Annotated in this window: 12 protein-coding genes and 1 pseudogene; 3 read left to right on the plus strand and 10 right to left on the minus strand. The window is 72.9% G+C overall.

Annotated features, from left to right (window positions below; all coding sequences use genetic code 11):
• A pseudogene (locus ACTWQJ_RS35240) lies at window positions 1–527 on the minus strand (D-alanyl-D-alanine carboxypeptidase); the annotation flags it as partial.
• Between the two features lie 104 nt (window positions 528–631).
• Window positions 632–1,777 carry a transcription termination factor Rho gene (rho, locus tag ACTWQJ_RS35245; RefSeq protein WP_443310532.1) on the minus strand — a complete coding sequence of 382 codons (1,146 nt, stop codon included), beginning with the start codon at window positions 1,775–1,777 and terminating at the stop codon, window positions 632–634.
• 245 nt (window positions 1,778–2,022) lie between these two features.
• Here rho and ACTWQJ_RS35250 point away from each other — a divergent pair, with 245 nt between their 5' ends.
• Both ACTWQJ_RS35250 and ACTWQJ_RS35255 read left to right on the plus strand, forming a co-directional pair.
• Window positions 2,023–2,244, plus strand: coding sequence for a hypothetical protein (locus ACTWQJ_RS35250; RefSeq protein WP_443310544.1), 222 nt, complete (start codon window positions 2,023–2,025; stop codon window positions 2,242–2,244).
• A 10-nt stretch (window positions 2,245–2,254) separates the two neighbouring features.
• On the plus strand, window positions 2,255–2,980 hold the full coding sequence (locus ACTWQJ_RS35255; RefSeq protein ID WP_443310533.1) for a class I SAM-dependent methyltransferase: 726 nt from the start codon (window positions 2,255–2,257) through the stop codon (window positions 2,978–2,980).
• A gap of 4 nt (window positions 2,981–2,984) precedes the next feature.
• Here ACTWQJ_RS35255 and ACTWQJ_RS35260 read toward each other — a convergent pair whose 3' ends face one another.
• From ACTWQJ_RS35260 to ACTWQJ_RS35290, 7 genes are all read right to left on the minus strand, one after another.
• Window positions 2,985–3,806, minus strand: a complete 822-nt coding sequence (locus tag ACTWQJ_RS35260; protein ID WP_443310535.1) for an alpha/beta fold hydrolase — start codon at window positions 3,804–3,806, stop codon at window positions 2,985–2,987.
• Between the two features lie 177 nt (window positions 3,807–3,983).
• Entirely contained in the window at window positions 3,984–4,730 is a 747-nt protein-coding gene (locus ACTWQJ_RS35265) for a GntR family transcriptional regulator (RefSeq protein WP_443310536.1), read from the minus strand.
• 130 nt (window positions 4,731–4,860) lie between these two features.
• Complete coding sequence (locus ACTWQJ_RS35270; RefSeq protein ID WP_443310537.1) at window positions 4,861–6,027, minus strand: serine hydrolase domain-containing protein; 1,167 nt, start codon at window positions 6,025–6,027, stop codon at window positions 4,861–4,863.
• A gap of 98 nt (window positions 6,028–6,125) precedes the next feature.
• The gene (locus tag ACTWQJ_RS35275; protein ID WP_443310538.1) at window positions 6,126–7,094 is read right to left on the minus strand and encodes an acetylxylan esterase; all 969 of its coding nucleotides are present in this window, start codon (window positions 7,092–7,094) and stop codon (window positions 6,126–6,128) included.
• A gap of 149 nt (window positions 7,095–7,243) precedes the next feature.
• Window positions 7,244–7,828, minus strand: coding sequence for an Rv1733c family protein (locus ACTWQJ_RS35280; RefSeq protein WP_443310539.1), 585 nt, complete (start codon window positions 7,826–7,828; stop codon window positions 7,244–7,246).
• A gap of 161 nt (window positions 7,829–7,989) precedes the next feature.
• Window positions 7,990–8,745: a ferredoxin reductase gene (locus tag ACTWQJ_RS35285; protein WP_443310540.1), complete on the minus strand. Its 756-nt coding sequence runs from the start codon at window positions 8,743–8,745 to the stop codon at window positions 7,990–7,992.
• The gene (locus ACTWQJ_RS35290) at window positions 8,738–9,343 is read right to left on the minus strand and encodes a sulfite oxidase-like oxidoreductase (protein WP_443310541.1); all 606 of its coding nucleotides are present in this window, start codon (window positions 9,341–9,343) and stop codon (window positions 8,738–8,740) included. The genes ACTWQJ_RS35285 and ACTWQJ_RS35290 overlap by 8 nt, the downstream gene beginning before the upstream one ends.
• Window positions 9,344–9,607: 264 nt before the next feature.
• Between ACTWQJ_RS35290 and ACTWQJ_RS35295 the strand changes: the two genes are divergently transcribed.
• The gene (locus tag ACTWQJ_RS35295; protein WP_443310542.1) at window positions 9,608–10,417 is read left to right on the plus strand and encodes a putative protein N(5)-glutamine methyltransferase; all 810 of its coding nucleotides are present in this window, start codon (window positions 9,608–9,610) and stop codon (window positions 10,415–10,417) included.
• A gap of 6 nt (window positions 10,418–10,423) precedes the next feature.
• Here the strand turns inward: ACTWQJ_RS35295 and ACTWQJ_RS35300 are convergent, their stop codons facing one another.
• Entirely contained in the window at window positions 10,424–11,269 is an 846-nt protein-coding gene (locus ACTWQJ_RS35300) for an LLM class flavin-dependent oxidoreductase (RefSeq protein WP_443310543.1), read from the minus strand.
• Window positions 11,270–11,471 lie beyond the last annotated feature (202 nt).

Below are 11,471 nucleotides of genomic sequence, written 5' to 3' on the forward strand. Positions count from 1 at the left end.
GTGCGCCAGCCCCCGTTGAGCTCGGCCAGGACACGCACGGCGTCGTTGCCGGAGCTGAGGAACACCCCGCGCCACAGGTCGGTGACGCGGTACGCGCCCCCCTCCTCGACCCCGACCAGGCTGCTGCCCGAGCCGACGCCCGACAGCTCCTCGTCCGTGACCCGGTGCCGGAGCCCCCCGGGCAGCGACGGCAGCACCGTGAGGGCGAACAGGGTCTTCAGGGTGCTGGCGGGCGGCAGTTTGCGGTGGGCGTCGTGCGCGGCGAGCACCTCGCCGGTGTCGGCGTCGGCCACCAGCCACGACAGGGCGGAGACGTCCGGGACCTGCGGTGCTCCGGGGCGCGGCCGCGCCTGCGTGCCGGAGCGGTACAGCAGGGTCGACACCGGGGCTGTCCCCCGTGGCCCGCCCGGTGCACCGGGGTCCGGCTCTGTCGGGGCGGCCGCCGCGACGGGGGCGAGCGCCAGGATGCCGGCGACGCAGAGACCGCAGGTCGGCACGGCCACCCTGGAAGAGAGTCCGATCTTCATATGATCAACGTAGGAACGAAGTCCTGGCCACGCCGCGCTGTCAGGGCCGAATGCGGCAGGCGTGCACCCGGATGCCGCACCGGAGGGACGCGCGTGAACCGCCGTCAGTCTCCCCGGCGGGCGGGCAGCGTCGGCTGGATCCGGCGCAGGAACGTCGCGTTGTCGGGTGTCGCGCGCATCCGCTCCAGCAGGGTCTCCAGGCTCGCCTCGCCGTCGCGGGTGCGCAGGGCGCGCCGCAGCCCGTGTACGGCGGTCAACTCGGGCGGGGACAGGAGGAGTTCCTCGCGGCGGGTGCCGGAGCCCGTGATGTCGACGGCCGGGAAGACCCGGCGGGAGGCCGGTTCGCGGCTCAGCCGGAGCTCCATGTTGCCGGTGCTCTTGAGCTCCTCGAAGAAGTAGTCGTCGGCGCGGGAGCCGGTCTCGATCAGGGCGGTGGCGAGGATGGTCAGCGATCCGCCCTCCTCGGCCAGGCGTGCGGCACCGAAGAAGCGCTTGGGGCCGTGCAGGGCGGCCGCGTCGACGCCACCGCTGAGGGTGCGGCCACCGGAGGCGGCCGCGTTGTTGTGCGCCCGGCACAGCCGGGTCAGCGAGTCGAGGAGGATCACGACGTCCTCGCCGGCCTCGACGAGCCGCTTGGCCCGCTCGATCACCAGCTCGGCGAGCGCGATGTGCTGCCTGGGCGTCTGGTCGAAGGTCGAGGCGTACACCTCGCCCCGCACCGAGCGCCGCATGTCCGTGACTTCCTCGGGGCGTTCGTCGAGCAGCACCACCATCAGCCGGCATTCGGGGTGGTTGCCGGCGACGGCGGCCGCGATCTGCTGGAGCAGCACGGTCTTGCCGGTCTTGGGCGGGGCCACGAGGAGCCCGCGCTGCCCCTTGCCGACGGGCGAGAGCAGGTCGACGACGCGTCCGGCGAGACCGGACGCCGGGTGTTCGAGGCGGAGTCGTTCGCGTGGGTGGAGGGGCGTGAGGTCACGGAAGTGACGGCGACCGCGGACCTCTTCGGGCGTGCGGCCGTTCACGTGCGCGACCTCGGTCAGGGTGCGCTGGGAGCCGCGTACGCCTTCGACGAGGTCGCCCTTGCGCAGTCCGTACCGGCGGATCAGCGCGGCCGGGACCTGCGGATCGGCGGACGTCGGAAGGCAGTTCGCGGCGCGCAGGTGTGCCTTGCCGCCCGCGTCGGTGTCGACGACACCGGTGACGGCCTGGGCCTGCTGCTGGAGGGGAGGGTGTTCGAGAGTGGCGGTCATGGTGGTCGGTCCTTTCACGGACGGAGGGCCTGGGACACAGGCATGCGGGAGCAAGGGAGGGGAGAGCCGCAGGGGAGGGCGTACATACGTGCCTCCGGGCGGCGGAGAACAGCACCTCGGCGACGGACCGCAAGGTCTGCTGATGAGGTGGTGCTGAGAAGCCGCTGATCCGACCGGGATTACGGCGGGCGGTTCGGCGAACTGAGGAAGGAAACTGCACCGGCGCCACATCGGGGCGTACACAAGTGCTCACCGCACCGTACCACCCGATGCGCGACTACCGCTGTGACGTACGTCTCAATGCCCCGACCGAGAGCCGGATCAGCGGGCCGCTGCTCGCCGTGCTCATGCTGGTCCCGCTCGGGTTCGCGCCCTGGCGGTACGGCCTCGCCTTCGCGGCGCCCGGCCCCGGCGTCGCCGGGCTCCTGATGCCGGCGACGCCGTTCCTGCTGCCCAGGCGTGACTAAGCTGACGTTGATGTTCAGCCCCGAAGGTCCCAGCCTCCGCGAACTCGCCGTACAGGCGCTGTCCTCCGTCGAGCGCGGCTACGACCTGCTCGCCCCGAAGTTCGACCACACACCCTTCCGCACACCGGACGCGGTGCTGGAGGCCACCGCGGCGGCGTTGCGGCGGATCGGGCCGTTCGAGGACGGGCTCGACCTGTGCTGCGGCACGGGCGCGGGCGTGGATGTGCTGACGGGCGTGTGCCGGCGGAGTGTCACGGGGGTCGACTTCAGCGCGGGCATGCTCGCCGTCGCGCGGGAGCGTGGCCGGGCCGTCGGGCCGCGGGTCTCCTGGGTGCGTGCCGACGCCCGCGCCCTGCCGTTCCGGCCCGCGTTCGACCTCGTGGTCAGCTTCGGCGCGTTCGGGCACTTCCTCCCGGGTGAGCTGCCGGGGCTGTTCGAGCAGGTCCACTCCGTCCTGCGGCCGGGCGGATGCTTCGCGTTCCCCGTCGTCGCCCCGCCCCGCCCGGGATCCACCGCGTACTGGATGCTGGAGGGCTTCGACGCGGTGATGCGGGTCCGCAACGCCGTGTGGCGGCCGCCCTTCGTCATGTACTACCGGGCCGTCCGGTTCAGTGACGTCCTGCGGGAGCTGGACCGGGCCGGTTTCCGGGTGGATCTCCAAGCGCTGCCCGAGTTCGGGCAGCGCAGCGACGGCAGTCCGCGCGTCCGCATGGTCGCGGCCGGACGGCCCCGGTAGGCGCTCAGCTCCGGATGAACTCGAGCAGATCGGCGTTGAACGTCCGCTCGTAGTCGCCGGCCAAGCCGTGCGGGGCGCCCGGATACACCTTGAGGGTGGCGTCCTCGACGATTTCGGCCGTCTTCAGGGCGGCGGCGCCGATCGGCACGATCTGGTCGTCGTCGCCGTGAGCGACGAGCGTCGGCACGTCGATGCTCTGCAGGTCCTGGGTGAAGTCGGTCGCCGAGAACTGCTCGATGCAGTCGTACGCGCCCTTGAGCCCGACCTGCATGCTCCACATCCAGAACGCGCGGCGCATGCCCTCGGACTCGGTGGCGCCGGGCCGGTTGTAGCCGTAGAAGCTCGCGCTCAGGTCCCAGTAGAACTGCGAGCGATCCGCCTCGACTCCGGCCCGGATCCCGTCGAAGACCTCCAGCGGCGTACCCTCCGGGTTGGCGTCCGTCCTGAGCATCAGCGGCGGGACGGCACCCAGCAGCACGGCCTTGGCGACCCGCCCGCTGCCGTGCCGCCCGAGGTAGCGGGTCACTTCTCCGCCGCCGGTCGAATGGCCGACCAGGATCACGTCGTTGAGGTCGAGCTTCTCGATCAACTCGGCCAGGTCGTCGGCGTACTGGTCCATGTGGTTGCCCTGCCAGGGCTGCCCCGAGCGGCCGTGGCCGCGGCGGTCGTGGGCGATCGCGCGGAAGCCGTTGTCGGCGACGAGGCGGGCCTGCCCGTCCCAGGCGTCCGCGTTGAGCGGCCAGCCGTGGCTGAACACCACGGGCCGGCCGCTGCCCCAGTCCTTGTAGAAGATCTCGGTGCCGTCGGACGTGGTGAACATGGTCATGTTGAACTCCCTGTGGCACGGTCGATCTGCTCAGCGTTATGGGTGCTCATGCGCAGAATGCCTCTCTTGAGAGGGTCTCCAGCCTACGGAGACAGGCCGTGATCTTCATGTCGGTCTCGCACCCCGGGGTGACCCCGCTGGAGTGACGGCGGGACCTGCCCGGCCGGGGGTCTGGGCTCAGACCGCCGCCGGAAGAGTGAACTCGTAGACCAAGGCGTTCGGTTGGGCGTCGACGACGAGGTCGGTGAACTCCAGCGGGCGGGCGTACTGGTCGTGCACCAGCCGGGTCACCCGGACCGACGGGGTGTCCGCGAGCGGGGTGATGGCGTCGCGGTGGTGCAGGGTGAGGCCGGCCCTGCGCATCCAGTCGTAGGCGCGGCGCAGCTGGGCCGAGGCGGTGCCGTCGGCGCGGTCGCGATACCGGGCCAGCTCCTCGACCTCGGCCAGCGCCACGGCCGAGAAGGACGTCACGGCCCTGCGCAGGCCGCGGCCGTCGGCGCCGGTGGACTCGTAGCGGTGCATCAGGGTCGGCCGGTGCAGGGCGAGCCCCAGCGCCTCGGCGTGCTCGGGCGGGGGCGTCTCCCAGGTGACGGTGGCGCGGTCGACGGCGCGCGGGTCGGCGGTGCGTCGGGCGCCTACCGGGAAGGTGAGCGAGGTGGGGTGCTCGACCGGCGGGCCGGACAGGGTGGCATGGCTGCCCCGCCGGTCGGTGGCGACCAGGCCCTCGCGGCGCAGCACTTCCAGCGCCTGCCGGACGGTCTCCCTGCTGACGCCGAAGTGCACCGCCAACTGCCGTTCGCCCGGCAGTCGTTCGCCGGGCGGGACGGTGCCGTCCCGCAGCTCGCCGAGCAGCTCTGTCGCGATCCGCCGGTACAGGGGCTGTTCGTCGGTCTGCGGGTGGTCGTGCGGAGTGGTGCGGGCCATGCCGCGCCTCCTGTTGGTGACGTGCCGTAGCCGTGCGGGCTCATTGCGCCACCAGATCTAGCATTGGTCTAAACCACCAGGGAAGGCCGGTCCGTCGGTTCGACCGAAACAGTACGGGTCCACTCGGCTGTCACAGGGCGCTGTACAAGGCGTCGACCAGCGCCATCTTGCGTGGGTCGTTCGCGATGTGCGGCCCCATGCGGTTCATCACGTAGCCCAGCGACACCCCCGCCTCCGGATCCGCCAGCCCGCAGGACCCGCCGAAACCGTCGTGCCCGAAGGCCCGCGGATTGGGCCCGTACGAGCCGTGCGGCCCGCTCAGCCACAGGCCCAGCCCGGCCTCCGTCTCCCCGTCGAACCCGGCACCCAGCACCAGGTCCCGGCAGGCGCCCTGCCCCTCGCGCACCCGCTCGGCCGCCTCGGGAGACAGGATGCGGTGGCCGTCGTACGCACCCCGGCCCGAGAAGATCCCGTACAGGGCGGCGACCGCCCGCGCGGTGCCGTGGCCGTTGGCGGCGGGGATCTCGGCGGCCCGCCACTCGGGCGTGTTGGCCTCGGCCGCGCCCACCGCGGGATTGGTCAGCGCGGCAAGCGCGGCGGGCGCCAACTGGCTGAAGATCGCCGTCTGTTCGCTGCTCGGCGCGACCCGCGGATGCACCAGCTCCGCCGCCCGCACGGCCTCCTTCTCCGGCAGTCCGACGGTGAAGTCGAGCCCGAGCGGCCCGGTCACCTCACGCTCCAGGAACGCGCCCGGCAGCAGCCCCGACACCCGCCGGACGACCTCGCCGACCAGGTGGCCGTACGTCAGCGCGTGGTACCCGGACCGCGTTCCCGGTTCCCACCACGGCTCCATCGCCGCCAGCCGGCCCGTCGTCACCTCCCAGTCGCACAGATCGGCGAAGGTGTGCGGCTCGCGCGGGCCGGAGAGTCCGGCGCGGTGCGACAGCAGATGCCGTACGAGGATCTTCTCCTTGCCGGCCGCGGCGAACTCCGGCCAGTACGCGGCCACCGGGGCGTCGAGGTCGAGCAGGCCCCGGTCGGCGAGGATGTGCGCGCACAGCGCCACCGGGCCCTTGGACGTCGACCAGACGTTGACCAGCGTGTCGCGTTCCCAGGCCCGGGTGCGGGCCGCGTCGGCCCAGCCGCCCCACAGGTCGACCACGGTCACGCCGTCGACCGCGACGGCGACCGCGGCGCCGAGTTCGCCCCGCTCCCGGAAGTTCTCCTCGAACGCCGTCCGCACCGCGGCGAAGCGGGTGTCGCAGTGACCGTGGATGTCTGGCGTGCGCTCGGGCATGGCCCCTCCGTCGTCCGTCGGAAGCCCAGTCCGCGGCCCTGCGGTCCGGGCTCCCTGAACGTACCGACTGGTCGGACCGGAGGGAAGTGGCGTTCCGCTCAGGCGTACGACCGCAGCCAGCGCACCTTGGCGGCCTCCTGGTACGGGCCGCCGCCCTCGTGGTCGTTGAACTCGTACACCTCGATCGCCTTGTCCTCGTGCGCCCAGGCGTTGAAGGCGGCGAAGACGGTGGACGGCGGGCAGGTCTGGTCCTCCAGCGCCGCCGAGAACAGCGCGGGGGCCCGGCCGCGGGCGGCGAAATGCACGCCGTCGAAGTAGGAGAGCGTGCGCAGGGCGTCCTCGCCGCGGCCGCGGTGGGTCTTGAGGTACAGGCCGATCTCGCGGTACGGGTGACGGTCCGTCACCGTCGCCGCCCGCGGGTAGTCGCACAGGAACGGCACGTCCGGCGCGACCGCGACCAGGTCGGGGACCAGACCGCCGACGGCGATGGTGATGCCGCCGCCCTGGCTGGCGCCGAGCGCCACGGTCCGGGCCGCATCGGTGAGCGGATGCGAGCGGGCCGCGTCGACGGCGCGCACCGCGTCCGTGAACACCCGGCGGTAGTAGTAGTTCTCCGGCGCGTCGATGCCGCGGGTCATGAAGCCGGGGTACGCGGGCGCGCCGCCGACCGGATCGGGGGTGCCGCCACCGCCGCCCCAGGCGCTGCCCTGGCCGCGGGTGTCCATCACGAAGTGCGCGCGGCCCGTGGACGCCCACAGCAGGTGCTCGTGCGGCAGGCCGCGCCCGCCGCCGTAGCCGATGAACTCCACGACCAGCGGCAGTGGTTCCTCCGCCGCGGCGGGCAGCGTCAGCCACCCCTTCACCGGGTGCCCGCCGAATCCGGCGAAGGTCACGTCGTACACCGTCACCGTCGACAGTCCCGTGTCGACCGGTTCGAACCGGGCGTCCAGGTCGTACTCGCGCGCCTCCTGCAGGGTCTTGGACCAGAAGGCGTCGAAGTCCTCGGGCTCGGTGGAGGAGCTGTGGTACTCGCGGAGTTCGTCGAGGGGGAGGTCGAACAGCGCCATGTAGGACCGCCTTGGGTGAAGAGGACGTTGATGATCACACCGTACGCGGGTGGTCGGACCACTCGCCAGATCTTCTCGTCCTCGATCGGGGCATGGACGGGGGAGGGGAGACAGACCGCCTGGTGGTCGGAGCACTCATGAACGTCCGGTCAGGCCCGCCGCCCGGTCCACTCCGGTTCCGTACGGCCCCACTCGCGCTCCCACTCGGCCATCCGGTGACCGTTCGCCACCCGGCGTACGACCGCACGGCCGAGGAGCACCACGCCGACCGTGCCGGCCGTGGCGCAGGTGCCGATGGCGAAGGTGTGCTGCCAGATCGTCGCGTCGTCCGGTGGCGGCGGCACACTGCGGCCCCGCGTGTCGAACCACACGTCGACCCGCTCGCCGGGCCGCGTGCCCGCCGGGACCTGCGCCGTGGCGGTCCGGGATCCGTCGCCCGGCTCCGCCCACCGCACGGTCGCCCGGTACGTGTACTCCCGGCCGCCGTGCAGGGCGGGCAGGCTGTCGGGGTCTCTGCCCACGACCTCGGCGCGGACGTGCCGGCGTTCGGCCCGCTGGGCCACCGCGGTCGACCGTGCCTCGTCGTGGGCCCACCAGGCCGCGACCGCCCCGGCCAGTGGAGCGCCCAGCAACAGCAGGACGGCGACGGCCAGCGCCGTCCACGCCTCGACGACGTCCGACCGGCGTCGCAGCGGATTGCGCCGCCACCGCCAGCCGCGCACTCGGGTTCCCATGCCCGCCTCCTCGCCGTCACCGGAGGCCCCGGGAGCCGTACCCTCGCTCCCTCGGGCCGCCACGTATGCGTGCGAGTGCCACATGGATCTCGTACCCCGTCCACGGGATTTCGTTCACGACGAACGGCCGCCGCGCGGGACGAGCCGGGGAGCGCCGGGGCTCAGCCGAAGCGTTCGATCCGGATACGGTCCACCGGCTGGCCGGCCGCGACGAGCAGACGCGACGCATGCTCGGCGAAGGCGTTGGAACCGCACACATAGGCCTCCCACCCACCGGGAGGCCGCTCGGCCAGGAGCGGCGCCACATGGGCGGCCGTCAGACGTCCCACGGGCAGACCCTGCGGGGCGCTCCGCGTGAACACGGGCGTCGTCTCCGGGCCGTACTCCGCCGCGTAGATGAGCTGCTCGGGACCGCGCGCGGACACCAGCAGCCGCAGCGGCACGGACAGGTCCCGTGCCCGGTGGTGGCGCACCATCGACATCAGCGGTACGACCCCGGATCCCGCGCCGATCAGCAGCGCCGCCCGGTCGCCCGGCCAGGCGAAGAAGCCGCTCAGCGGGCCGCGCACCTCGACCCGGTCGCCCGGCCGGGCCTCGGTGTGGAACCAGCTGGAGACCTCGCCGCCGTCGACATGGTCCAAAGTCAGCTCGATGTGTCCGGAGTCGTCCGGCGCGGACGCGATCGAGTAGTGGCGCTGGGCCGTGTAGCCGTCCGCGGCGGTCAGCCGCAGCATCAGGTGCTGGCCCGGCAGGTGCCCCGCCCAGGCGGGCACCGCGAACCGGAAGGTCGCGGCGCGCGGGGTCTCGCGGCGGATCTCGGTGAGCGTGGCGGTCTGCCAGCGGTTCGCGGTCCCGTTGCCGACGGCGATGCGCCCGGGGACGGCGAACCGGGTCGGGGGAGTGAAGATCTCAGTCACCGGAGTACCGCTGCTCCTCCCAGGGGTTGCCGCGCGCGTGGTAACCGTTCTGCTCCCAGAAGCCGGGCTCGTCATGGTCGAGCAGCCGCAGGCCCGCGATCCACTTGGCGCTCTTCCAGAAGTACAGGTGCGGCACGAGCAGCCGCGCCGGACCGCCGTGCTCGGGCATGAGCGGCCGGCCGTCGTACTCCCACGCGATCCACGCACGTGAGCCGGTGAGGTCGGCGAGCGGGAGGTTCGTGGTGTACCCGGTGTGCGCGTACGCCACGGCGTGGGTGGCCGACCGCAGGGGCCGCACCCGCTCCAGGAACGCGTCCAGGGACACACCCCCGAACCGCACCCCGAACTTCGACCAGCTGGTCACGCAGTGGATGTCGCCCTCGTACACTGACGCCGGCAGCGCGTGTGCCGCATCCCAGTCCCAGGTGAGCGGCTCTTCGACGAGGCCGTCGATGCGGAAGGTCCAGTCGGCGGGCGTGAGGTCGGGTGTGACCTCGGCGGACAGGACGGGCCAGTCGTCGCCCGCGTCGTACTGCCCGGGCGGCAGCCCCGGGTTGTCGACGCGCGGGCGCCCGGTGAAGCCTCGGGTGACGTTCATGGGGGTGGTGCCTCCAGGCCGCCGGTGCGGCGGCCCGCCGTAGAGCGTGATCGGTGCGTACGCGGACCACCGTACGCGGTGAGCGTCCGACCCTTCGGGTAGGGTGGCCGTCCGGCTGCGGGTGGTCCCAGCCGTTGCGAGGCCGAGGAGGTGAGACCCATTACTGCTGTGTCAGGTCGGGTGCTCTCCCCTCACGACAGCGCGGATCACCGGCTCTAGGTGACCGTGAGAGCGCCCTTCGGCTTCCGAAAGGCTCTCGGCTTCATGCCCGCTTCTCCTCCCGCTTCGCCGTCCAGCCCCTCCCGCCCCTCCGTCGTCGCCGCGCTGCGTGCCGCGGGCTGCGTCTTCGCCGAGGACGAGGCGGAGCTGATCCTCGGCGCCGCCCGCACCCCGGCCGAGGCCGCCGCCATGGTGGACCGCCGCCGTGCCGGACTGCCCCTTGAACTCGTCCTGGGCTGGGCCGAGTTCAAGGGGCTGCGGATCGCCGTCGAACCCGGCGTCTTCGTGCCCCGCCGCCGCACCGAGTTCCTGGTCGACCAGGCCGTCGCCCAGGCTCCGGACGCGGCCGTCGTCGTCGACCTGTGCTGCGGCTCGGGCGCGGTGGGCGCCGCCCTCGCCGCCGCTCTCGGCCGGGTCGAACTGCACGCCGCCGACATCGACCCGGCCGCGGTGCGCTGCGCCCGCCGCAACATCGCCGGTCACGGCGGCCGGGTCCATGAGGGCGACCTGTTCGAGGCCCTCCCCGGCGAGCTGCGAGGCCGCGTCGACATCCTCGCCGCCAACGTGCCCTACGTCCCCACCGCCGAGGTCGGCCTGCTGCCGGCCGAGGCCCGCGACCACGAGCCGCTGGTCGCCCTCGACGGGGGCGCCGACGGACTCGAGGTGCTGTGCCGGGTCGCCGCCGAGGCGGGCCGGTGGCTCGCGCCCGGCGGCTGCCTGCTGATCGAGACGAGTGAGCACCAGGCCCCGTCGGCCGTCGACGCCTTCACCCGCGCCGGCCTGACCACCCGACTGGCGGTCTCGGAGGAGCTGTACGCGCACGTCGTGATCGGGGTCGGGTCCCTGGCCGGCTGACGCCTGTCACAGGGCGTCGGACAGGCGGTCCACTTGCGCCGGGTCGAGGCCGTAACAGTAGAGCATCACCTCGTCGGCGCCGAGATCCGCGAAGCGGGCGATCGCTTCGCGGATCTCGGCGGGTGTGGTGAGCAGCCCGGCGACCATGCGGTCGGCCGTGCCCGTGAAGGCGTAGTACTCGTGCATGCGGGTGCGCGCGTCGTCGAGTACGTCCTCGGGGCCGAGCGCGACATTGATCTGCGCGACGAGCCGGGGCCGGCCCTCGCGGCCGTACTCCCGCCAGTAGGTGCGCACGGTGTCGAAGAGCCCGCCCGCCCATGAGGGTGGGGCGGCGGCCAGGAAGCCGTCGCCCCAGCGGGCGACGCGTTCGAGCGCGGCGGGCTGGAAGCCGCCGAAGAGCACCTCCGGGCCGCCGGGCCGGGCGGGCGCCGGACCGATGGGGCCGACGCCGTCGCCGTACGACTCGCCCCACCACAGGCGGCACATCAACGCCATCTGCTCGTCCAGGCGCCGGCCCCGGGTGCGCAGGTCGATGCCCGCGGCCTGGTGGTCGTCGTCCCGGCCGCCGATGCCCAGGCCGAGGACGAGGCGGCCCCCGGTCATCCGGTCCAGGGTGGCGGCCTGCTTGGCCAGCAGGGCGCTCTCACGCAGCGGGGCGAGCAGCACCTCGGTCTGGATGCGGATGCGGGACGTGGCACCCGCGAGGACGGCCAGGGCGACCAGAGGTTCGGGGTTGTCGTAGACGAGCCGGTCGAGCAGGCCGAGCGTGCTGAAGGGACCGGCGTCGGCGCGCCGCGCCCAGTCGAGCAGGAGGGGCGGGTCGCCGATGGGCAGGCCGATACCGACGTTCATGCGAGGTACCTCCGTAAGAGGGGTCGACAAAGACGACTGCCGCCCCTCCGGCACCTCGATGAGGTGGGACGTTCCCGCTCTGCGGCGTACTTCGGGGGAACGTCTCGTGTCAACTACCTCGGGCTGAAGCCGAGGCTTGTAAGTCCTGTCCGCCGCTGGCTGTGGCGTCTGGCCTACGTCCTACACCTTGACGGTGTTGGGG

This window comes from Streptomyces sp. KR55 (genome assembly GCF_052245645.1).
In the GTDB taxonomy this organism is placed as follows: Bacteria; Actinomycetota; Actinomycetes; order Streptomycetales; family Streptomycetaceae; genus Streptomyces; species Streptomyces flavusporus.